This is a genomic window from Pseudoalteromonas sp. 13-15, from assembly GCF_001468205.2.
GTDB classification, from domain to species: Bacteria; Pseudomonadota; Gammaproteobacteria; order Enterobacterales; family Alteromonadaceae; genus Pseudoalteromonas; species Pseudoalteromonas marina.
Window position 1 is genome coordinate 1,472,758 of record NZ_CP019162.1, and the last position, 22,137, is coordinate 1,494,894.

At 38.7% G+C, this 22,137-nt stretch carries 22 protein-coding genes; 9 read left to right on the forward strand and 13 right to left on the reverse strand.

Annotated features, from left to right (window positions below; all coding sequences use genetic code 11):
* Positions 1–35: 35 nt before the first annotated feature.
* Complete coding sequence (locus ATS72_RS06845; RefSeq protein ID WP_058429522.1) at positions 36–488, reverse strand: GNAT family N-acetyltransferase; 453 nt, start codon at positions 486–488, stop codon at positions 36–38.
* 100 nt (positions 489–588) lie between these two features.
* Positions 589–1,332, reverse strand: coding sequence for a sporulation protein (locus ATS72_RS06850; RefSeq protein ID WP_006793918.1), 744 nt, complete (start codon positions 1,330–1,332; stop codon positions 589–591).
* Between the two features lie 266 nt (positions 1,333–1,598).
* Here ATS72_RS06850 and ATS72_RS06855 point away from each other — a divergent pair, with 266 nt between their 5' ends.
* Both ATS72_RS06855 and ATS72_RS06860 read left to right on the forward strand, forming a co-directional pair.
* Positions 1,599–3,176, forward strand: coding sequence for a cation:proton antiporter family protein (locus ATS72_RS06855; RefSeq protein ID WP_008128460.1), 1,578 nt, complete (start codon positions 1,599–1,601; stop codon positions 3,174–3,176).
* A gap of 329 nt (positions 3,177–3,505) precedes the next feature.
* The gene (locus ATS72_RS06860) at positions 3,506–3,721 is read left to right on the forward strand and encodes a DUF3820 family protein (RefSeq protein WP_006793920.1); all 216 of its coding nucleotides are present in this window, start codon (positions 3,506–3,508) and stop codon (positions 3,719–3,721) included.
* A gap of 103 nt (positions 3,722–3,824) precedes the next feature.
* Here the strand turns inward: ATS72_RS06860 and ATS72_RS06865 are convergent, their stop codons facing one another.
* From ATS72_RS06865 to ilvY, 6 genes are all read right to left on the reverse strand, one after another.
* Complete coding sequence (locus ATS72_RS06865; protein WP_058429523.1) at positions 3,825–5,069, reverse strand: ATP-binding protein; 1,245 nt, start codon at positions 5,067–5,069, stop codon at positions 3,825–3,827.
* A 21-nt stretch (positions 5,070–5,090) separates the two neighbouring features.
* Positions 5,091–5,783: a response regulator gene (locus ATS72_RS06870; RefSeq protein WP_008130048.1), complete on the reverse strand. Its 693-nt coding sequence runs from the start codon at positions 5,781–5,783 to the stop codon at positions 5,091–5,093.
* Between the two features lie 14 nt (positions 5,784–5,797).
* Complete coding sequence (locus ATS72_RS06875) at positions 5,798–6,178, reverse strand: DUF3019 domain-containing protein (protein WP_170865577.1); 381 nt, start codon at positions 6,176–6,178, stop codon at positions 5,798–5,800.
* A gap of 1 nt (position 6,179) precedes the next feature.
* Positions 6,180–6,899 (reverse strand): MipA/OmpV family protein, encoded by a 720-nt coding sequence (locus tag ATS72_RS06880; RefSeq protein WP_082650913.1) that lies wholly within the window; start codon positions 6,897–6,899, stop codon positions 6,180–6,182.
* A gap of 287 nt (positions 6,900–7,186) precedes the next feature.
* Entirely contained in the window at positions 7,187–8,233 is a 1,047-nt protein-coding gene (locus ATS72_RS06885) for a GGDEF domain-containing protein (protein ID WP_010557221.1), read from the reverse strand.
* 112 nt (positions 8,234–8,345) lie between these two features.
* Positions 8,346–9,251 (reverse strand): HTH-type transcriptional activator IlvY, encoded by a 906-nt coding sequence (gene ilvY / locus ATS72_RS06890; protein WP_008130052.1) that lies wholly within the window; start codon positions 9,249–9,251, stop codon positions 8,346–8,348.
* Positions 9,252–9,385: 134 nt separating this feature from the next.
* Here ilvY and ilvC point away from each other — a divergent pair, with 134 nt between their 5' ends.
* From ilvC to ATS72_RS06910, 4 genes are all read left to right on the forward strand, one after another.
* Entirely contained in the window at positions 9,386–10,858 is a 1,473-nt protein-coding gene (gene ilvC / locus ATS72_RS06895; protein ID WP_010557222.1) for a ketol-acid reductoisomerase, read from the forward strand.
* 178 nt (positions 10,859–11,036) lie between these two features.
* Positions 11,037–12,950, forward strand: a complete 1,914-nt coding sequence (locus ATS72_RS06900; protein ID WP_058429525.1) for a methyl-accepting chemotaxis protein — start codon at positions 11,037–11,039, stop codon at positions 12,948–12,950.
* Positions 12,951–13,069: 119 nt separating this feature from the next.
* Entirely contained in the window at positions 13,070–14,245 is a 1,176-nt protein-coding gene (locus tag ATS72_RS06905) for a tetratricopeptide repeat protein (protein ID WP_058429526.1), read from the forward strand.
* On the forward strand, positions 14,242–15,159 hold the full coding sequence (locus ATS72_RS06910) for a M20/M25/M40 family metallo-hydrolase (protein ID WP_074210151.1): 918 nt from the start codon (positions 14,242–14,244) through the stop codon (positions 15,157–15,159). Before ATS72_RS06905 ends, ATS72_RS06910 begins: the two co-directional genes overlap by 4 nt.
* Here the strand turns inward: ATS72_RS06910 and ATS72_RS06915 are convergent.
* On the reverse strand, positions 15,132–15,446 hold the full coding sequence (locus ATS72_RS06915) for a GIY-YIG nuclease family protein (RefSeq protein WP_039038523.1): 315 nt from the start codon (positions 15,444–15,446) through the stop codon (positions 15,132–15,134). The genes ATS72_RS06910 and ATS72_RS06915 overlap by 28 nt on opposite strands.
* Before the next feature lie 107 nt (positions 15,447–15,553).
* On the opposite strand from ATS72_RS06915, the gene ATS72_RS06920 reads away from it, so the two are divergent.
* Positions 15,554–15,913, forward strand: coding sequence for an outer membrane protein assembly factor BamE (locus ATS72_RS06920; protein WP_006793933.1), 360 nt, complete (start codon positions 15,554–15,556; stop codon positions 15,911–15,913).
* Positions 15,914–15,966: 53 nt separating this feature from the next.
* Here ATS72_RS06920 and ATS72_RS06925 read toward each other — a convergent pair whose 3' ends face one another.
* Positions 15,967–16,290: an RnfH family protein gene (locus ATS72_RS06925; protein ID WP_008130063.1), complete on the reverse strand. Its 324-nt coding sequence runs from the start codon at positions 16,288–16,290 to the stop codon at positions 15,967–15,969.
* Complete coding sequence (locus ATS72_RS06930) at positions 16,287–16,727, reverse strand: ubiquinone-binding protein (RefSeq protein WP_006793935.1); 441 nt, start codon at positions 16,725–16,727, stop codon at positions 16,287–16,289. The genes ATS72_RS06925 and ATS72_RS06930 overlap by 4 nt, the downstream gene beginning before the upstream one ends.
* Before the next feature lie 145 nt (positions 16,728–16,872).
* On the opposite strand from ATS72_RS06930, the gene smpB reads away from it, so the two are divergent.
* Positions 16,873–17,352 (forward strand): SsrA-binding protein SmpB, encoded by a 480-nt coding sequence (gene smpB, locus ATS72_RS06935; RefSeq protein WP_006793936.1) that lies wholly within the window; start codon positions 16,873–16,875, stop codon positions 17,350–17,352.
* A gap of 419 nt (positions 17,353–17,771) precedes the next feature.
* Entirely contained in the window at positions 17,772–20,363 is a 2,592-nt protein-coding gene (locus ATS72_RS06940; RefSeq protein ID WP_039038522.1) for a TonB-dependent receptor, read from the forward strand.
* Positions 20,364–20,424: 61 nt separating this feature from the next.
* Here ATS72_RS06940 and ATS72_RS06945 read toward each other — a convergent pair whose 3' ends face one another.
* Positions 20,425–21,030, reverse strand: a complete 606-nt coding sequence (locus ATS72_RS06945) for a peroxiredoxin (RefSeq protein WP_006793938.1) — start codon at positions 21,028–21,030, stop codon at positions 20,425–20,427.
* A gap of 234 nt (positions 21,031–21,264) precedes the next feature.
* On the reverse strand, positions 21,265–21,978 hold the full coding sequence (gene fadR, locus ATS72_RS06950; RefSeq protein ID WP_006793939.1) for a fatty acid metabolism transcriptional regulator FadR: 714 nt from the start codon (positions 21,976–21,978) through the stop codon (positions 21,265–21,267).
* Positions 21,979–22,137: the final 159 nt, after the last annotated feature.

The following is a 22,137-nucleotide window of genomic DNA, read 5'->3' on the forward strand; positions in this document are numbered from 1 at the left end:
CACACTTGTGGGCTTTTATATGATTATAGATTTAACTAGCCGTTGTTAATTTTTAGTACCATATCTTGATGCGGTATACCGTCCTCTAAATATGCATCCCCTGTACACTTAAAACCAAATGACTCATAAAAGTCCAGTAAATAGGTTTGCGCACCGATAACTATGTCCCGTTCAGGCCAATGCGTTTTACAACACGCTATTGCCTGTTCAAGCAATTTATTAGCGATCCCCTTTCCTCTGTGATGCTCACTAACTAAAACACGTCCAATTGCGCTGTACTGTCCGTTTTTTTCATAACAACGGGCGTAGCTCATTAACTGCATATTATCTAACGTATAAATATGCTGAGTAGTTTCAGAAGTATCAACATCATCCAGCTCAGGGTAAGGGCACTTTTGCTCTACAACAAATACGTCTACGCGCCCTTTCATAATTGAAAACAAGGTATGAGGGGTCAGTTTATCAAATGGTTCACAGTTAAAATGCATGGTAATCCTTAAACAAAAACCCAGCTGAAGCTGGGTTTAGTATCGCTATAGTACGAAATGAAAATAAAATTACATTCATCGCTGTACAGTATAAAAAGTATTAAGCGAATAAACGCTCTAACTGATCACATAACTGAGACAAGTTTACATGGTCATGCTCAATGGTTACATCAATATACCCATCGCCTCTAAATGCACGGTCGAGCTCAATTAAAACGTGAGTTTTGTGGGCCTCTGGTACAAATGACAACTCGATTTCTTGAATTCCAAATAAACTTCTGCTGTTAGGTTTATATTCAAGTTCTTGGTAACACCCTGAAACAGAAGCAAACGTAGAGGCACGTAAAAAACCTTTTTCAACATCGGCTTTAGATAAACTAAAACCTAATTTATCCATTGCCTGCATACACGTTTTCACTGCTTCATTTGGGTAAATATGAAGATGGTCTTTGTCTGTTGGATCTAGTGCTAAATCAATATCTAGTCCAGTTTCTAACCAAACATGGGACTGGTTGTAACCCGCGTTAATTTCAGTGATCGGTGTTTCTGAATGCAAACGCGCTTCAAAAGGTATGCTTTTTACGTCACCGGGTTCCAACTTACCTATATCGGTAATTCGCCATTGATCAATTACATGATTAGTAAAATAATCACCTTCATCACCAGCCACTTTAACACGGGTCATTAGTAATAAATCTAAGCCTGCAATTTCTTGGCTAACGTCACCTGCTGTAATGACAATATTAGCGTTAAAAAGTTGTCCTGGTTGCAGATGTTCAGTCTCTAAAATAGTGTCAACTTTTGCCGCGCCAATACCTACTGATGCTAAAATCTTTTTAAACATATAATTCTCCTTAAGCTGAGCCGCTCTTAAATATGCCCTAACTTAAACGCCTTCGTTATCTCATCTTAACCATAATTAAAAGCCGTTGTCAGTTTAAAAGTAGGATTTAAATGCTTTTAAGGGTTAAATACGCATAATTTGTGCATTTATCATCCAAGCAAGGTGTTAAAAGCGACTAAATAAACAAAGCTCAAGTGGTAATTTAATTTTCATTAATCGCTGTTTTTAGCTACACTGCAGTACCAAATGATGTAATTTTAAGTATTATGGAACTAATCTACTTTGCTACCGCATTTGTGTGTGGTTTTGCCATTTATCAATTAAAACTCCCCCCTCTTATTGGCTTTTTGCTGGCGGGCTTTGCGCTTAATCTAGCTGGTTATAAAAGCACAGAATTACTTGATACAATTGCCGCATTGGGCGTTACTTTATTGCTGTTCAGTATTGGCTTAAAACTTAAAGTAAAAAGCTTAATAAAACCCCAAGTGTGGGCACCTGCTTCCCTTCATATTATATTTAGTAGCGCTATTTTTAGCGGTTTCATGTTGTTATTAGGTGTGTTTGCCCTGCCCCTTTTTGTTGACTTAAGTTGGCAAAGTGCCTTGTTGGTCGGCTTTGCTCTTAGCTTTTCAAGCACTGTATTTGCGGTAAAAGTATTAGAAGAGCGCGGTGAAATGGCCAGCCTACACGGTAAAATCGCTATTGGTATACTTGTAATGCAAGATATTTTCGCGGTTATATTTTTAGCTATTAGTACAGGAAAAGTACCGAACATTTGGGCGCTAGCTATTATTATTGCCTTGCCTTTAATACGCCCTATTATGTATTTTATGCTCAACCGTTCTAAGCATGGTGAACTGCTGCCCTTATTTGGTTTCTTTTTTGCGCTTGTTGCTGGTTATAACGCATTTGAATTTGCAGGCCTTAAAGGTGATTTAGGTGCGTTGATCATAGGCATGATGTTTGCTCCACATAAAAAAGCGGGCGAGCTATCAAAATCCTTACTCAACTTAAAAGATATTTTACTTGTCGGTTTTTTCTTAAGCATTGGTTTAAATGCTGAATTAACAGTTGATTCACTTATCATTGCCATTGTGCTTATTTTTGTACTCCCTGTTAAAGTTATTCTTTATTATGTGTTCACGAATGCGTTTAAACTACGTGCACGTACCTCGCTACTTACCGCATTTACCTTATCTAACTACAGTGAATTTGGCTTGATTGTATGTGCTGTTGCAGCTTCAACAGGTATTATTACCCCTGAATGGTTAGCCGTTATGGCTATTGCGGTATCTATTACCTTTGTTATTGCCTCACCCCTTAACAAACGCTCTAATGAATTATATGTAAAAGTAGAAAGCTGGTTAGTAAAGTTTGAAAGCAAAACACGCCTAGCCGAAGAATTACCAGTAAACCTTAATGATACAAAAATTGTTATTTTTGGTATGGGCCGTATTGGCACCGGTGCTTATGAAACTATCAATATGACTCACCCCAATTTAGTAGCGGGTATAGATATAAAACCCGAAGTTGTCGATAAACATATAAGTAGAGGCCGTAAAGTACTGATTGCAGACGCTACCGACCCTGACTTTTGGCAACGTGTAAACCACTCTCACGTTGAAATGGTCATGTTAGCAATGCCAAAACACATGCAGAACATTTTTGCATTAGAGCAGCTTCAAGCGTCAGGTTACACAGGGCAAGTTACTGCAATTGCAAACTACCCAGATCAACAAAAAGAGCTTGAAAGTATGGGTGTGCACTCAACGTATAACTTTTACTTAGAAGCCGGTAGTGGTTTTGCTGAACATGTAAAACAAGAATTGTTTGGTGAAAAATAGTATTTACTAAGTGTAAAGGCAAAAAAACAATTCTTTTTCATTAGTAAATAAATAAAAAGCAATTGTATTTACATTCCTTTACAAGTGCATGCACCACGTCTGCAAAAAACAGGTAAACTGTCTTCGTTGGTTAAATATAACCCATGTTAAATACAACCTAGTTAGACTCCAGCTAACAAAAGTTGTGTCGGGCTTTTTACACCAACAAAAATTCTTAAATCAGAGGGCCTACTCCCTCACTCAATAGGCTGTTTCTTGCCCGTCACAGCCTATTTTATTACTCTAAAATACCTTACACTAACCCCATTGATACACTTAAAAGCAAACCTATGGATCCGGAACAATTAAAAATTGCCATAAACACTAAAATGCCGTTTGGAAAATATTCAGGTCGTCCATTATTATTACTTCCCGAACCTTACTTAGTTTGGTTTAAACAGCAAGGTTTTCCAGATTCAAAACTAGGCAGTCAGTTAGCTATGATGTACGAGGTTAAGCTAAATGGCTTAGAGCAAATGCTTATGCCATTGCTAGAAAAAAAATAAAATTTTACGAAACTATTTTATAAATTGGCGGTCTATTTAATTGCTACTTGTTGATTTTGGTTTTAACCACAAAAAAAGCGCCTTTTGGCGCTTTTTTTATTTTTTAGTTTTGCTCTATGGGTAAGCTAATAATGAACTTTGCTCCACCTAAAGACGAATGTTCAATACGATAACTTCCCTGATGCCAAGCAATAATTTTAGCAACAATCGCTAACCCAAGGCCAAATCCACCTGTTTTTTTGCCTCTACTTTTATCAAGCCGCGTAAAGGGCTTAAATACGTTTTCTCGCTCTATTTCAGCAATGCCCCTGCCATCATCTTCAATTACAAACTGTACTTCGTTATGCTGAGTAACAAGCGATATTTTAACTTGGCTATTAGCGTATTTAATTGCATTACCAATTAAATTTTGAAAAGCGCGCGCCATAAAATGCGGATCACATTGGTAAATCAGGCTGCTTGGTAATGCTTCATCCAAATTAATTTTCTTATCAAAATTAAGCTTTTCAACGCTAACTTTTATTAACTCAACCAAATTAGTTGGGTATGGTTGTAGGCTAGGTTGTTGAGAGTCTAGTTTTGCGTAATCAAGCATCTCAGAAACTAAACTTTCAAGCTCATTAATATCGCTGTTCATATTAGCAATATAAACTTCACTTTTTTCATCTGATAAACGTTCATCTAGCATTACTGTTGCAAACTTTAAGCGAGCTAAGGGGGTTCTAAATTCATGAGAAACCGACGAAGTCAGCTCTTGTTGAGCGTTTAATAAAAAACTGATGCGTTGTTGCATTAAACTGAGTGTTTCAGTAATTGGTAAAAAAAACGATTTGGAAGTATCAGAGAGTTGAAAGTCTTGAGCACCTTCAACGGCTTTACAAGCATTACGCAATTTAGAGAAGTCACGCCAAAGTAGAAAACTCCATAAGCCTACAGGAATCCCCACAATAGTGAGCAATAATACGTATGGCCATACAGAGGTCGTTACGGGGGTATCTAATCCTATAGGCCCTACCTGCAAAAGCTCATTGTCATTGAGGGTAATATACCAAACAACTCGCTGTTGTTTGTCATATAAATATAGATAGTGCTGACTATTTAACTGAGCCAGTTGTTCTTGAGGTAGTGCTAAATCAGCACGGCTAATAACAAGGCTTTTGTAGTGCTCCTTTAATTTTGCTAATCCATTGGGTGTTTGTGAAAGCAGCCAAAGCGACTGCCCAAATTCGTCATCAAGAAAAACGTGCTGTTGCGATTCATCATATGGCCATAATTGTTCTATAACACCGCTAACAACAAACAATGAAACCACAATATAAATATATAAACTTGCAAACAGCTTTCCCATTAATGCCTATTAACCTTGTATTTAAAGATCCCACGCATCGGAAACAAATAAGTAGCCTTGACCCCATACTGTTTTTATACGAAATGGCTTGTCGCTATTATCACCCAGCTTTTTTCGAATACGCGACACTCGAACATCAACGGTGCGATCGAGCCCGTCATATTGGCGACCAATCATATGTTGGTGTACATGCTCTCTACTAAGCACTTGGCCAGCGTTTGAGGCTAACAACCAAAGTAACTCAAACTCATGTGACGTTAACACAATCTCTTTGTCAGATAATTGCACTATACGGCTGGTCTTATCAATGATTAAATCACCAAACTGTAATTCTTCACTCGTTTTTGTCACTGTTTGACCTCGGCGTAATAGCGCATTGACTCTTGCGAGTAACACACGAGGCTCAGCTGGTTTAATAACATAATCATCTGCGCCAAGTTCTAAACCCAATACTTGGTCAAAATCTTCGCTTTTAGCGGTTAACATTAAAATTGGTAAAGAAAACTTATCACGCACTTGACGACACACGCTAAATCCATCTTTGCCCGGCAACATAACATCTAAGATCATTAAATCGGCGTGATTATTTTCTAAATAACTAAACACCTCATCACCACGTTCTAAAACTGCGACTTCTAATCCATTATGTTCAAGGTAATCTTTTGTGAGTTGCTGTAAACCAAGATCATCTTCAACAAGTAGAATTTTTGGCATTGATTGCTCCTAAATTAAAAAAAGCTCCATGGTGAACGAAGCCGACGCCTACTTTTTTGTACATGAGTACTTTGTACTTCAACCTGTGCTTTAGCTATTAACACGCCAGATTTCGAATTGATTAAGGAGTATATGGTTTCGACCTGAACACGCGCTTTATAATTAAACTCTCCTGCGCGCTGCTGTTGCCAGCAATGTATCTTTTTACTCTGTTCATATATGCAAACGTCCCCCACCACATCGCCCTGCCATTCAAACTTTAAATCAAGATCGCAAAAGTCCTGTACCTGAGAAATGACACATACTTTGGGTGACACATTAAACGACGCAGCTTGCGCATTACTGAGGGGGATAAGTAGTGGCGCTAAAAATAAAATGACCATTAATTGTTTCATATTAAAAAGTGCGTTCGAATCCTATAAATGCAGTCATTGAATAGTCACGCTCTAAAAGCGGACTATCATTAATAGCCGAGTAGTCATAATAAGCTAAATGGAAACGAACAGAATATTCATCTCTTAAGGGTAATCGCCCATCAATTTTTGCATAAGGTTGCCAACTGCTGGCAACCTCAACTTCGCCCAATAAAGTTTCGCCGTCTTTAAGGCCATAATAATAGGTATTTAGTTCCGCAGATTTATAATTTAAACCAAACGATGGTTTAATATTTACGGGCCCAAGTTGAGTATGGTATTGCCACTGTAATGCACCGCGAACACCGTTATAAACATTTGTCACATCATGCTGTAGTTGAACAGAAAACACATGGTGATCACTCACATAATGATAAGCAAGCCCTGTGTCTAAGGCTAGGTTGCGTTTATGTAGGTCATTTAAATTAACATTTTTTACTGATGAGGCCTCTGCAGCCTGCAAATAAAATGGGCTATTTGCACTGCTGCTTTGCAGCGTAAGCACATTACTTGGATGCCAATCTATAAAAAAACGAGACTCAGTATTAAGCTCGCTAACAACGTTAAATTGGTGTTTAGAAGTTTGAAGTAAAGAATAGCCTAAACGACCATTATCAAAAAACCAATCTTCAGCATAAAACGCTATTTGAGGAATAACGACTAAAGGAACATTATCACCACCACGCAAAGGATTAGTGATCACACCGACCCCTGCGTTAATACTAAAAATTAGCTGATGAGATTGAACATGCTGCTCTGAGAACTCTTGATCCGAATACGTATTTGGCTTGGCACTTAATGTAAAACAAGTGAGCAAAAAATTTAAACAAAGAATGGTAAATAGAAAGAAATTAAACCGCATCAGCGTAAATCAGAACATAAAATTATTCATTTACGGATAGTAACAAGGTTACCTAAAACTATCTGTAGCTGATTACAATCATTCACACTTTTTATACACAAAGTAAAAGTTTAAACCCCTTATAATAATTAGATATCAGGGGCTATTTCTACTCGGTTGCGTCCATGTGTCTTAGCAATATAAAGTGCTCTATCTGCACGCTCAACCAGCACTGAGCTTTTTGTGAACGGTCGTAGCATAGCTAAACCAAAGCTTGCTGATATTGCACGTTTGTTATTTACATCTTGTTTTTTACGAATAGCTAATTTCGCAATTTCTTGCCTTATACACTCAGCAAAAGCAACTAAATCATTTATGGTGTCAAAATAGGCAGTAATACAAAACTCTTCTCCGCCGTAGCGATACACTTTTGCTTTGTCAGTTAAGTTTTCTTTTACTTTTTTTGCCACCAGTTTAATAACTTCATCGCCTTTTTGGTGGCCAAAGTCATCGTTAAATCGTTTAAAGTGATCAATATCAAACATAATCAGTGCAGCAAGGGAGCTTTCTGTCGTTTGCTCTGAGTACTCACGGCAAAAGTCATTAATATCAGAGTCAAATTTACCTCTGTTATAAAAACCTGTTAACGGGTCTGTGTCGGCAGCTTCTTTAGAAAGATTAAGCGCTTCTTTTAAGTCTTTAATTTCATTATATGCAACCGATAGCTTTGTTTGAAATTCACGAGCAGAGTCTTGCATTGCAATAGACTCATCAGTCAAACGCTCAACACAACCAAGAATATCGTTAAAAGAGTTAGTATCTATCAGGCTGTTTATTTCGTTCTGCGAGTCAATAAGCGAAGTACTGAAACTTTTAGAATGACCAAGTGTGATACTTATATCTTGCTGGATATTTTCAACCGTATTATGAAATTTATCCGACATTTCCTGAAAAAGAGCTAAATCTTCATCACTAAGGTGCTTATCAAATATTTCTTTTGCTTTACTTTGAGTGCATGTTTGGTGCTCTGAAATAACTTGATCTAATTCAATGTTTAAAGACGGTTTATTACCCTGAAAATAGCAATACCAAATAGCATAATTAATAGGTGTTACCGGCATACGGTACTTCACCATCATGGGTACTGCTTTTTTTAAATACTGAGCGGAATGAGAAAGTGATACAGCATTATTCATAAAGAACTCTCAAGCGTCATTTTTATTATTAGCATTCAATGTTAAGTAATAGTAAACCTTTACGCAAGCCATAATAATACTATTTTATGAACTTATTTAACGGTAAAAAAATCTAAATCGCTTTTGCGTCTAAAGTTTGTGCAATATTCCACAAAGCACTAATAGCGGGGTCGTTGAGCTCTTTTCTTAAAACGGCTAAGCCAATGTCAAAGCCTTCAGGGGCTTGCATTTTTGGTGTGAGTATCTGTACTTTGTCTTTTAGTGGGCTGTTATCTAATACTATTTTAGGAACCATTGCTACACCAAATCCTAGGCTAACCATAGACACCATTGCCTCATGCCCCGCCACTTGTGCATAAATTTTTCCGTGAATATTGTTTTTTCGCCACCACATTTCTAAGCGCTGTCTAGAAAAGCCTTGTTCAGGCACAATAAACTCTAATTCAGACCAATCAAGCTCTGTATTGTTTGATGTTAATTTTTCAGTAATCGTACATTGAACTTTTGGACCAATAAGCACTAATGGTGAATGGCCTATATCTACAAAAGCAATTTGCGCGGGTAATTTGCCGGGTTTAGCTGCTATTGCCATTGATTCATGACCATCGAGCACACGGTTTATAGCTAGTGCAGGGTCGCCCGTATTTAAAGTTATTTCTATATACTGATGCTGCGCTCTGAGTTGCTCTAAAATTTGATGCAAAAAACTATATGACGCGGTAACAGAGCAATAAATACTGACTTTTCCATAAATATGTTGCTGTGGCTCTTTCACATTAGCTTTAAATCGTTGCCAGTTAGCGAGGGTAGCAGTGGCGTAATCAATAAAAGACTCTCCCTCTTTTGTTAATTTTACACTGCGGTTATCGCGCATAAATAGCGCAACGCCCACCTCTTCTTCTAGGTGTTTAATATTACGACTTAATGTAGGCGCACTCACATGGCAAAGCTCACTTGCTCTAGCAAAGTGCAGTGTTTTAGCCAACGCTAAAAAATATTTTAAATGCTTATGATCCATAGCAACACCAGTATTTCATATTTTGAAATACTTTAATTCAAATATATCATTTTACGCAAGTAACATTTTTAAATATGGTGTTTACAAGCGCAAAATACAGCGCATCTAACAAACATATTTATAGGACACTAACAATGGCGAATTACTTTAATACCTTACCTTTACGCGAACAATTAGCACAATTAGCGCAATGTGAATTTATGGACGCAAGCGAATTTACAGACGGTGTTAACGCACTTAAAGGTAAAAAACTAGTTATTGTAGGCTGTGGCGCACAAGGTTTAAACCAAGGCCTTAATCTACGCGATTCAGGTTTAGACGTGTCTTATACGTTACGCGATTCAGCTATTGCTGAGCGCCGCCAATCATTTTTAAACGCATCTGAAAACGGCTTTACTGTAGGTACTTACCAAGAGCTAATTCCAACAGCTGACGTAGTACTTAATTTAACGCCAGATAAACAACACACAGCAGTCGTTAACGCCATCATGCCGTTAATGAAGCAAGGTTCTACACTTGCTTACTCACACGGCTTTAATATTGTTGAAGAAGGCATGCAGGTTCGCGAAGACATCACTGTAATCATGGTTGCACCTAAATGCCCAGGTTCTGAAGTACGTGAAGAGTACAAACGTGGTTTTGGTGTACCAACACTTATTGCCGTTCACCCAGAAAACGACCCACAAGGTCATGGCCTAGCACAAGCTAAAGCCTACGCTGCTGGCACAGGTGGTGACCGCGCAGGCGTGCTTAAATCGTCATTCATTGCTGAAGTTAAATCAGACCTTATGGGTGAGCAAACTATTTTATGCGGCATGTTACAAACGGGTTCTATTTTATGTTTTGACAAAATGATTGAAAAAGGAATTGATGCAGGTTACGCATCTAAACTAATTCAATTTGGTTGGGAAGTGATCACAGAAGCTCTTAAATACGGCGGCGTAACAAACATGCTTGACCGTTTATCTAACCCAGCAAAAGTGAAAGCATTTGAACTTAGTGAAGAGCTAAAAGTTATTATGCGTCCACTTTATAATAAGCACCAAGACGACATCATCGACGGTACATTTTCACGTGTAATGATGGAAGATTGGGCAAACGATGATGCTAACCTTCTTAAATGGCGCGCAGAAACAGCTGAAACTAATTTTGAAAAAACACCCGCTGGTGATGTAGAAATTTCAGAACAAGAATTCTTCGACAACGGTATTTTGATGGTCGCTATGGTTAAAGCAGGTGTTGAACTTGCGTTCGAAACTATGACAGCGGCAGGCATTATTGAAGAGTCAGCATACTACGAGTCGCTTCACGAAACACCGCTGATTGCTAATACCATTGCACGTAAAAAGTTATTTGAAATGAATCGTACTATTTCAGACACTGCTGAATATGGGTGTTACTTATATAACCATGCTTGCTTACCATTACTTGCTGACTTTATGAAAAATATTGACACAGATGTAATTGGTAAAGGCTTAGGTGAGCAAAGTAACCAGGTAGACAACAAAGCGTTAATTGAAATTAATACAGCGCTGCGTGAGCACCCGGTTGAAATAGTAGGCGCTAAATTACGTGGCTACATGTCAGCCATGAAAAAAATTGTTTAACGTTATCCTTTAAGTTTCGCTTGTTAGAAACCAAGCTCACATGCTTTGCGTGTGGGCTTTTTTATGCCCTATAGTTTAGTTAAAAAAGGGCTATTTTCATGTTCATTCGCATTATTTAACTCTAAATAAATTGTGTGCTAACATCATATTCTACTTCGTTGTAAAAAATTATTATAAAATGATACAAAAACTCTCTATTACCCAAAAAATCACAGCACTTGGCAGTGGCATCGCTATTTTTGTTGCAGCACTCATTGGTATTACATCGTTATACAGTTCTGAAGATATAATAGAACAACGCATGATTGAGTCAGAGCTACCAGGTAAGTTGCAAACAATTAGTAACCACATTGGTGGTGAAATAAATATGCTAATTGGTGCTGCAGAGCAACTCTCATCTAACGAGTTTATTTTACAATGGTCACAAACTAATAATAACGATGCATTGCTTTTAAAAGAGCTTAACCGCTTGGTAGAACAATACGACCTAGCCACTGCATCGTGGGCTAACCGAAACACCGCACAATACTGGAATCAAGAGGGCTTTTTACGCGTACTAAAAAACGATGAAGCCGATGGGTGGTTTTTTGCTTTCAAAGAATCAAGAAAACCCTACTCTATCAGTATTTACCAAGAGTCAGTGAACGACGTAAAAATGTTCATTAACCACCAACAAGTAAATGGTAAAGGTTTAGCAGGACTTGCAAAAAGTATCACTGACATGCAAAAGCTACTGCAACAATTTAAAATTGAGCAAACAGGGTTTGTATTTATTGCTGATAAAAGCGGCCTTATTCAATTGCACAAAGATTCAAGTAAAGTAGCAAAAGCAAATGTTGATTCGGTGTATGGAGCGAATATCAGTAATCAAATATTAAGCTCAAACGGATTTAGGTTAAAAGAAATCGAACTCGATGGCCAAGCCACCCTTGTAGCAGCAACCCCGATAGAAAACACCGACTTATTTATTGTGGCTCAAGTACCAAAGAGTGAAGTATTTGCAAGTGTAAGCACGCTTCAGTGGCAAATATTTACATTTACTTTAATCATTGCCTTAATTGCTAGCCTAATTAGTTACTTATTAGCGCGTTCGTTGTCTTCGCCGTTATTTAAAATGGGCGAATTATTCTCTCGTTTAGGTTCTGGCGACGCAAACTTAGCATACAGGTTACCCGAATCAAGCCAAGCCGAGCTTAATAACTTAAGCGCGGGCTTTAATCAGTTTATTAGTAAAATTGAAGTAGCCATTGGCCAAGTTGCTACAGAAAGCCATGATATAAAGCGCAGTTCTGACCATGTGTTTGAACAAGCTAAACGTAATTCTCAGGCTATAGACAGCCAAAAAGAACAAACTATTTCTGTAGCCGCAGCCATTAACCAAATGGGTGCAACAGTGCAAGAGATTGCTCAAAGCGCAGCTAACGCCGCCAAGCTTACCGATAGCAGTCGCGAAAACACAATGCAAAGCCACAATCAGGTAATGCAAAGCCAAGCAACCATCTCTGCGCTTGCAAGCGACATTGACGGCATAACAGAGCAAGTGTCACTGCTCTCTAAAAAGACGGTTGATATTGCTAGTATTATTGATGCGATTCGCAGTATTTCAGAACAAACAAATCTATTGGCGTTAAATGCGGCAATAGAATCTGCTCGTGCTGGTGAGCATGGTAGAGGGTTTGCTGTTGTTGCCGATGAGGTAAGAGCGCTGGCAAACCGCACTTCACAATCAACCAACGAAATTCAATCAATGATTGAAGAGCTGACCCAAATATCAGATGACGTAGTAAAAGATATTAGCCAATCAAAAGATAAAGCGCAGCAAAGTGTGGGGGCAATGCAAAACTCCGTTGAGTTACTTGATGTGATTAGCGAAACATCTAATCAAATAAATGACATGGCAACCCTAATTGCAACGGCTACCGAACAACAAAGTAATGTAGTAGCTGATGTAGGGCGTAACATTGAGCAAATTAGCGAAATTAGCGACAACGCCATGAGTGAGCAGATGAATACTGAGCAAGCTATTCGTGACCTAGCAAGCAGCGCTCAAACATTAGATGCCTTAGTGGCAACCTTTGAAAAGCACCATTAAAACCTCTGAACTATAACAATTCGCTTAATCAATGATCCCAATGGGTTGATATCAACGCGAATTGGTATTAAACACCTCCTCTGAACAAAATTGCGACTACAATTAGTTTGGAGGTGGTTATGCAAACCAATCAATTTAAGTTTTTGATCATATTTGTAGGGCTGTTTACGCTGAGCGCATGCAGTTCAACACCGCTTGTCGCACCACCAGTTAAACTGCTCCAAATAAATTCGTTTGAGTCACATACTCTAGAATCACCAGAAGAAATATTTACTCTTAGCGACAGCCTCAAGCAGCAGCTCAAAAGCCATTTAAAAAGTAAGCAATCTGCCCAAACGCTAGCACACAATATATTGAGCTTTTTACTTAAAAATGGTGATGATTCGCTCTCATATCAATCGGGGGCAACCCTCACCGCATCACAAACCTTTAAAAACTTAAATGCAAATTGCTTATCGCTCTCTATTTTAGCGTATAGCCTTGCTGACTATTTAGGTATAAAAGCACGGTTTAATAACGTTCATATCCCAGAATATTGGGCTCTTAACAATGGATTTAACCTACTGACAGGCCACATTAACTTAAGTATTGATACCGCCACTGAACCTTCTAACCAGTCGGTATTTATTTACCAAGGCCAAAAACGCTTAATAATAGACTTTGACCCTAATAGCCGTCAGGCTCGCTTTAAAACAACACCTATTAGCAAAAACACTATCACAGCCATGTTTTATAACAATAAAGGGGCTATTGCACTTGTTAATAAGCAGTACGACTTAGCTTATAACTACTTTCGTAATGCAGTTAAAGTCGACTCTAGTTTTAGTGCTGGATGGGGGAACTTAGGCGTGTTGTTTAGACAGTTAAACTACCTAGCTGAAGCAGAACAAGCATACACCCACGCAATATTGCTTAATCAAAACAACAATACTGCACAGGGTAACTTAGCTGCTTTGTATCAGTTAACAGGCCGGTCGAAGTTAGGTACTGACATCTTAAAAAAATTACACATCAAGCGTCAAAACAACCCTTATTACTATATATCCCTTGGTAATACCGAGTTTGAACATTCTAATTTTGCACTTGCATTAGCACATTATAAAAAAGCCTATAGCCTTGCGCCTTCATTACACGAAAGCCACTTTGGTCAAGCTAGCGTGTACTTTAAATGGGGAAACACCCAAAAAGCGATATACCATCTTGAACAAGCAGGCAAAAAAGCTGACTTTTTACATGACAAAAAACGTTATGAGAGTAAATTAAACGCATTACTTTCATTAACAGCAAAACTATGACCATTAAATACTTTTTATGCTTAATTTTAATGTGTGTGTGCACTAATAGTTATGGAAGTGCCCTACACACGCAGCTTATTGATGATTTAAACCATTTAGCAAGCAATGCGCTCATGGGCCGAAAAACAGCAACAGAAGGTGCAGCAAACACGCGAGCATACCTACATAGTAGGCTTTCTAAGTTTAACTTAAATGTAAGTGAGCAAACGTTTACTTATAAGTCAGGCATTTTTGAGCATGCACAAGGCATTAATATTATTGCAGTCCCCACCAAATCTACACAACGTAAAAAAATAATTATTACAGCCCATTACGATCACCTTGGTAAGCGAGGTGGGAAGTATTATTTTGGGGCAAACGACAATGCAACAGGCGTTGCTGCCCTGCTTTACTTGGCGTCTTCGTTACAAAATAAAGAATTCCCTTACGAATTGGTATTTGTATTAACTGACGCAGAAGAAAATGGCTTACATGGCAGTAAACACCTTGCACAAACGCTTAACTCAAATAACGTTTTAATGAATATAAATTTAGATATGCTTGGGGTGAAAAAACATAAATCCCGCGTGTATGCATTAACATCCTACTCATTAAAACAAAAACTTAAGCCCGTATTCACCGCCTTAAATAACACTAAAATAACAATCAAACCTGTCTATTCGTCAAAACAAATGAATCGGCTAATTAAATCACAAAATATTGATTGGCATAAGGCAAGCGATCATTATTCATTTGCGCAAAACAACATACCGTATGTTTACTTTGGAATGGGTCACGACCCTCACCACCACACAACTAAAGACACCGTACAGCACATTGATATACCTAAGTATGTAAGTACCGTACTCGCAATAGAGGGCTTTATTAAACAGTTAGCGCACCATCATTATGATGATTTAAACGCTGAAACATAAGCCTCTTTTTTTGCCCTTGGTAACTTTTTTATTTTACACTCAAGCTTACTCGCTTCGCTTTTACTCCCAACTTCCTGCTGATGAATAAGTATAAGAGGCCCTTTACCTTTTAAATTTTTCGCCCCTTTACCCGCTTGATGCGTTGCAAAGCGCTTACCTACATTAGTAGTAATGCCGGTATACCAGTGCCCAAACCGTGTTTGCACTATGTACAAGTGCCATAAAGTGCCTGAAGTATGTGTTTTTGGCTCTAGGGTTTGTAAACTTTTTTCATTATTGGTGGTCAAAATATTACCTTAATACCCTTAACTCAAAACAATTGCTTAAAAGGGTTTTACCTTCAGTGACTAATCGGTATCATGCAGATTATAAAAAATAAGGATCACAACAAACAATGCAGTCGTTAAAAACTTTTTCTCTTTGGCTTATCGTCGCTTTAACACTTAGCTCTGCAGCAGGTTGCTCTAGCTGGGTATACAGAATAAACATCCCTCAAGGTAACTTTTTAGAGCAATCGGATGTTGAAAAGCTTCGTGTAAACATGACTCGAGACCAAGTTATTTATGTATTAGGCCGTCCTATTGCCACAGATGCTTTTGATAACAACACATGGCGTTATGTTTACAGCTTCAATAAAGGCCGTGAAAACGAGCAACATAAAGAGCTAGTGATTAACTTTGAAAATGAAAAACTTGTTTCGCTTTCAGGTGACTACGATCAGCCAGAAAATTTTAACACCCCTTTAGAACAATAATATTGTCGCTAAAGTAAAAAGGTAAGCTTTGCTTACCTTTTTTTATACCTAAATTATCGCTCGAGTGGCCGACCGCCCGTTATTTTATTGGCTCGGCCTTCTTCTTTTGCCTTTTCAGCGCGTTTTCTTCGTGCATCTTTAGGGTCTGCAATTAATGGACGGTATATTTCAATACGATCCCCATCTTTTAATTCGTAGTTTGCCTTAACCGTTCTATTCCATACACCTAATGTAAGTGCATTTGCGTCTATTTCAGGGCACTTTTCAATAATACCCGACTGAATAACCGCTTGTTCGGCCGTGCAGCCCGGCTGCACCTCAATCGATAAACAGGTTGCAGTAGTGGGTAAAGCAAATACAACTTCAATGTTAATCATATTCGCGCTCCGTATACTTCTTTAGCTCGCGAAGTAAAGGCACTTACCATATTTTTTGCAACATCATTAAAAATTTTACCAAACGCGAGCTCAATAATTTTGCTCGAAAATTCAAATTCAAGCTCTAAATAAACTTTGCATGCATGGGCATCTAATGCTTGAAAATGCCAACGCCCTTTAAGCGTTTTAAATGGACCATCAACCAGTTTTAATAACACGGTTTGTTCGTCTATAAAGGTGTTTTCGGTGGTAAACCACTTTTTTATACCCGCCTTAGATATTTCTATACTCGCGGTCATGTTATTATGCTGCTGCGAAACAATTTTTGAATCAGAACAATTTGGTAAAAACTGAGAATAAGCTTCTACATCATTAACTAGATCAAACATTTCTTTAGTGCTGTACATAACCAGCGCACTTTTTTCTATTTGTGGCATACTCACTCCCAAATGTGTGGGCGAATTTTAGCAAGCTTTGTTCGTTTCCCCAAACTTTCATGACGCATAAATTAGATCTAATTTTTTAAAATCATTACTAAAAATCGATGTAAAACATCTCACATTACGTATATTATAGGGCACTATGGCTAAGAAAAATTCATCAAAATCGACAAGCAATACCATCGCGCTAAACAAAAAAGCGCGACATGAGTATTTTTTACACGATAAGTTTGAAGCAGGTGTCGAACTACAAGGCTGGGAAGTAAAAAGTATCCGAGCTGGTAAAGTAAATATCTCTGAAACTTATATACACCTTAAAAACGGCGAAGCATTTTTACTTGGTAGTCAAATTCAACCATTAAATAGTGCCTCTACTCACGTTATTTGCGACCCTATGCGTTACCGAAAGCTTTTACTAAGCAGACGAGAACTAGACCGCTTAGTGGGAGCAACTGAACGTGACGGCTATTCATTAGTGGCTACAGCCATGTATTGGAAAAAATGCTGGGTGAAACTTGAGTTTCATTTAGCAAAAGGTAAAAAAATGCATGACAAACGCGAAGACGGTAAAAATAAAGACTGGTCGCGCGAAAAAGAGCGCTTAATGAAGCACAAAGTTTAAATAAAACGCCTAACTCAGTTAGGCTTTTTTTATAAAAAAACCAAGCGCCATTTGTTTTATTAATACACAACAAGACCATTATTCAGCCTTAATATACCTATAAATAATTTATTACAATTTTATTGTGAATCAATTAATTTAATTATTACTCTAAATGAGGTTGTATTTTTTATCTCTAAAATAAAGCATATGCGCCTATTTAAACCTGCTTCAGCGCATAACATCTGCTTTAAAATCATCCAAAATCACACTAAAACCCATACTAAAATCACATTTCAGTCTAATTGCTAACACTTAAGTTACATGATATTAATGTCGTCGCTTGTTATATCAATCCGCTTAAATATGGGATTTATTTAACAATTTAAAGGATTGGTATTGAGCAACTAAACTTATTACATATCAACAAGGATTTAAGGATGAAGCAATCAATTGCATTTACGCCAAGTATTATTATTGGCGCAACACTTTCATTATCAGCGGGCTTTACAACAACAACTTACGCCGCTGAAGAAGCAAAAAAAGTAGAACGCATTGAAGTTACAGGCTCGCGTATTAAACGCTCTGACATTGAAGGCCCATCACCGGTGCAGTCAATCAGTAAAGCCGATATTGAAAACATGGGTTACGATAACCTTCAACAACTACTCGAAAGAATGCCTGTTGCAGGCAGTGGTACTTTTTCTACACGTGGTAACAACCAAGATTCGACGGCAAATGGAGCTGCCGCTGTAAGCTTGCGAGGCTTAGGTGCCGACGCAACACTTGTACTGATTAACGGGCGCAGAGTCTCAATTAGTGCGTTTGCAGAAGGGATAACTAATTCATTTGTCGATATAAACAGCATTCCAGTATCGGCTATTGAACGAATCGATATTTTAAAAGACGGAGCATCTGCAATTTATGGCTCTGATGCTGTAGCCGGTGTTGTTAACGTTATTTTGAAAAAAGATATCGATGGCGTAGAAGTAAACTTAGGGTACGGCGGCACTGACGGCCCTAACTATGAAGAAACGACAGCAAGTGTTGTTTGGGGTACCACTAGCGAAAAAAGCAGTGCGTCAGTAATCATTGATTACTTTAAAAACACATCGCTTTCATCAGATGAAATGGGCCGTTTAGGCACCGCAAACCAATCTCCTTATGGCGGTGAGGATTTCCGTTCATCTCGTGGCTTCCCTGGCTACTTTTACGTCGATGGTGTAAAAACAATTGACCCAGATTGCCCAGCAGAAAACGCAACTGCAAGCGGAAGCTGTTTATTTGATTATGGCCCGTTTGGCTACATAGCCCCAGCCGCTGAGCGTATTGGTGCAATATCGCAATTTGAATATCGTTTTGACAATGGCATTACGGGCTTTTTAGAAATGGCCGTTCAGCACAATACGTCGGTTGCAGCGGGTGCACCAACCCCACTTGACGAAGATGCAGGCCTAACGGTACCAGCAAATCATCCAAATAACCCATTTGGGCAAGACATCGAAATTGGCCGCTACCGTACAGTAGACGCAGGTGCCCGCCAATGGGATATTGAATCAGACACAATGCGAATTGTAGCTGGCTTAAAAGGCGAAATTAACGACTGGAGCTGGGAAACAGCAGTACAAAAAGGTCGCAGTAAATCAATGCAAACCGGCGACCGCTCGCAAGGTTGGGTTCGTACTGATTTCTTACAACAAGAAATTGACGCAGGGAATTACAACCCATTCGGCGGTACATACAACGATCCGGCAGTTGTAGACAGAATTACCACCAGCCTTGTTCGTCGTGGCGAATCGCATATGACTTCATTTGACGCAAACATTACTGGTGAAGCATTTAGCTTTGGCGACGATGTTGTGATGATGGCCGCAGGTATCGAATACCGTGAAGAGGACGTCAGTGATATTCCAGATGATCAATTCCAACGTGGTTTAATATTTGGTACTGAATCTGTATCAGCATCAGCAAACAGAGACCAGTACGCCGCGTATGTTGAGTTTTCAATTCCACTTGCAGAAACCCTAGAGCTACAACTGGCAGGTCGTTACGATGACTACAGTGACTTTGGCACCACTACCAATCCAAAGGTTGCACTTCGCTGGGCACCAACCGATGAAATTACGGTTCGTGGTTCATGGGCGCAAGGCTTTAGAGCCCCTTCTCTTGCACAAGTTGGTTTAGGTCCATCTCAAGAAAGTCAGTTTTTTGTAGACACGTACCGCTGTCAAGCAACAGGGAAAGACTGTAGCGCACTTGATTACAACATTGAGTTTGCAGGTAACCCCGATCTACAACCAGAAGAATCTGAATCTTGGAACGTTGGCTTTATTTGGGCACCAACAGCCGAATTTGGTCTGAGCGTAGACGTGTGGAGCATCACACAAGATAACAAAATTGACGAGCAAGAATTTGGCCCTATTTACGCCTCTGAATGTAATAACCAAAACAGCACCGTATGTGTTCGTTTATCACCCAATGGTGGCGATGCGTTAGGTACTATTCAAAAAATATTTAGCACCTTTGAAAACGTATCATCGCAAGAAGTGTCGGGCGTTGATATTTCAACAAACTACAATCACTCGCTTGACGATTTAGGCTTATTAAAATTCAATTTAGAATGGGCATACCAAGATAAATTTGAAAAAGATGGCCGCGATTATACCGGTGAATATGGGTACCCAGAGCACCGCTTTATCTTCTCAACTAACTGGGAAATGGGCGCGTTTAACACTAACTTAAACATTAGTTATGTTGGTGAGTTTGAAGATACACCAGATATCGACTTCGATGGTAACTTAGATTTCGATACTAATACATCACGTATGGTTGACTCGCAAACACTGGTTGACTTACAAACGTCTTACCGTGTTTCTGACTCTGCTAAAGTATCGTTAGGTATTAATAACTTATTTGATGAAGAGCCACCATTTGCAATTGGTGACGGTGATTCTGACTTATACGGTTACGCCTCGGGTGTACATAACCCACGCGGTCGTTATATCTATACTAAAGTAAGCTTTTCTTTCTAAACGCTACACAAACAAAAAAACCGCCAACTGGCGGTTTTTTTATTTAAACAAAAGGGCTAAATTATAGCTCGCCTTCGTTTTCAGAAAGGAACTTAGCAACACCTTCAGGGCTTGCATCCATACCTTTTTTACCTTCAGTCCAACCAGCAGGACAAACTTCACCGTTCTCACTGTGGAACGCTAGTGCATCAACCATACGGATCATTTCGTCAATGTTACGACCTAGTGGTAAATCGTTAACTACTTGATGACGTACGTTACCTTCTTCGTCGATTAAGAACGAACCACGAAATGCAACACCCGCTTCAGGATGTTCAACGTCGTATGCTTTACAAATTTCGTGTTTAACGTCTGCAACTAGTGCGTATTGTACTTTACCAATACCGCCGTCAGCTACAGGCGTATTACGCCATGCATTATGAGAAAACTGAGAATCGATAGAAACACCAATTACTTCAACGCCACGCTTTTTAAACTCTTCAAAACGCTTATCAAATGCAATAAGTTCAGAAGGACATACAAACGTGAAATCTAATGGGTAAAAGAAGATTACAGCTTTTTTACCTTTAATTGTTTCGTGTAGATTGTAGCTATCTACAATTTCACCATTACCTAAAACTGCTGCAGCGGTAAAGTCTGGTGCCTGGCGGCCTACTAATACACCCATTTTGTTCTCCAAATATTTTGAGTTTGTTTTCAATTGCTTTCGCAATGCTGGTACATATATGGGCGCTAAAAGTTAAAAACCAATAGCACCTACACATAATTGTTTTGTATATTAGATATAAACTTTTAAAAAAGATAATCGTATTTACCGATGCGGGCAATCGAAAATACCGAACATTAAATTAAAACACCGCAAATACAAAAAAACCTGCATATGCAGGTTTTTTTAAAATGTTTAGTCCATTATATCCGACGGCATATCGCCACGAATTTTCTGCCAAATTTCACCCGTTTGATGACCATATTTACGCATCATCGAAATTGCACCGTCGTGCTCATTATTTTGCGCTAATACAGTTAAATCTTTATAAAACTGGCGGGCAAGCTCGCGGGTACCCGGATCTGAAAAGTAATGACAACCAATTTTAGAATAGAACCCTCTAAAACCGTTTAAAATTAAAACATAAATTCGGTTATTACCTGCAACGGCCAATTCGTGATGCACTTTATAGTCATAATCAGCAAATGCTTGTGCCGTATCTTCAAGTTCGTGACTTAATGATAAAATTTCAATGACACGCTCAGGGTTAAGCTTAATTGCAGCACGGGTATAAATAGCACTTATATTTGTTCGTGCAGACAATAGCTGATCTGTCAGCTCAGGCATTTTATCTTCATCTAAACGTGCTAACGTTTCTAATATATTTAAGCCCGACGTTTCCCAAAAGTTATTAACCTTTGTTGGTTTGCCGTGCTGAATAGTTAGCCAGCCGTCTCGCGCTAAACGCTGTAACACTTCGCGTAATGTGGTTCTTGTTACGCCAATTAACTCAGAGAGTTCTCTCTCAGCTGGTAGAATTGAACCTGGAGGGAAATCGCCATTCCAAATAGACTCAACTATGTATTCTTCAGCAAATCCTGCTGGGCTTTTCGCTTTAAAAATTCTCATCCAATTCCCACTCGAATTAATCTACAACGTTTCGCTTACGCGAATAACTGACTGATTGTACCAGACGAAACTCAACTAACAAGTAAAGTAAGAGATATTGTTAAATTGAACATACACATCAAGGTAAAGTTACTGAACGGCAAGAGCGACTGGCCATTT

Bases quoted from the DNA above. Each gene is read 5' to 3' on its own strand.
- ATS72_RS06845 (WP_058429522.1), bottom strand. From the start codon at position 488: ATGCATTTTAACTGTGAACCATTTGATAAACTGACCCCTCATACCTTG.
- ATS72_RS06850 (WP_006793918.1), bottom strand. From the start codon at position 1,332: ATGTTTAAAAAGATTTTAGCATCAGTAGGTATTGGCGCGGCAAAAGTT.
- ATS72_RS06855 (WP_008128460.1), top strand. From the start codon at position 1,599: ATGGAACTAATCTACTTTGCTACCGCATTTGTGTGTGGTTTTGCCATT.
- ATS72_RS06860 (WP_006793920.1), top strand. From the start codon at position 3,506: ATGGATCCGGAACAATTAAAAATTGCCATAAACACTAAAATGCCGTTT.
- ATS72_RS06865 (WP_058429523.1), bottom strand. From the start codon at position 5,069: ATGGGAAAGCTGTTTGCAAGTTTATATATTTATATTGTGGTTTCATTG.
- ATS72_RS06870 (WP_008130048.1), bottom strand. From the start codon at position 5,783: ATGCCAAAAATTCTACTTGTTGAAGATGATCTTGGTTTACAGCAACTC.
- ATS72_RS06875 (WP_170865577.1), bottom strand. From the start codon at position 6,178: ATGAAACAATTAATGGTCATTTTATTTTTAGCGCCACTACTTATCCCC.
- ATS72_RS06885 (WP_010557221.1), bottom strand. From the start codon at position 8,233: ATGAATAATGCTGTATCACTTTCTCATTCCGCTCAGTATTTAAAAAAA.
- ilvY (WP_008130052.1), bottom strand. From the start codon at position 9,251: ATGGATCATAAGCATTTAAAATATTTTTTAGCGTTGGCTAAAACACTG.
- ilvC (WP_010557222.1), top strand. From the start codon at position 9,386: ATGGCGAATTACTTTAATACCTTACCTTTACGCGAACAATTAGCACAA.
- ATS72_RS06900 (WP_058429525.1), top strand. From the start codon at position 11,037: ATGATACAAAAACTCTCTATTACCCAAAAAATCACAGCACTTGGCAGT.
- ATS72_RS06905 (WP_058429526.1), top strand. From the start codon at position 13,070: ATGCAAACCAATCAATTTAAGTTTTTGATCATATTTGTAGGGCTGTTT.
- ATS72_RS06910 (WP_074210151.1), top strand. From the start codon at position 14,242: ATGACCATTAAATACTTTTTATGCTTAATTTTAATGTGTGTGTGCACT.
- ATS72_RS06920 (WP_006793933.1), top strand. From the start codon at position 15,554: ATGCAGTCGTTAAAAACTTTTTCTCTTTGGCTTATCGTCGCTTTAACA.
- ATS72_RS06925 (WP_008130063.1), bottom strand. From the start codon at position 16,290: ATGATTAACATTGAAGTTGTATTTGCTTTACCCACTACTGCAACCTGT.
- ATS72_RS06930 (WP_006793935.1), bottom strand. From the start codon at position 16,727: ATGCCACAAATAGAAAAAAGTGCGCTGGTTATGTACAGCACTAAAGAA.
- smpB (WP_006793936.1), top strand. From the start codon at position 16,873: ATGGCTAAGAAAAATTCATCAAAATCGACAAGCAATACCATCGCGCTA.
- ATS72_RS06940 (WP_039038522.1), top strand. From the start codon at position 17,772: ATGAAGCAATCAATTGCATTTACGCCAAGTATTATTATTGGCGCAACA.
- ATS72_RS06945 (WP_006793938.1), bottom strand. From the start codon at position 21,030: ATGGGTGTATTAGTAGGCCGCCAGGCACCAGACTTTACCGCTGCAGCA.
- fadR (WP_006793939.1), bottom strand. From the start codon at position 21,978: ATGAGAATTTTTAAAGCGAAAAGCCCAGCAGGATTTGCTGAAGAATAC.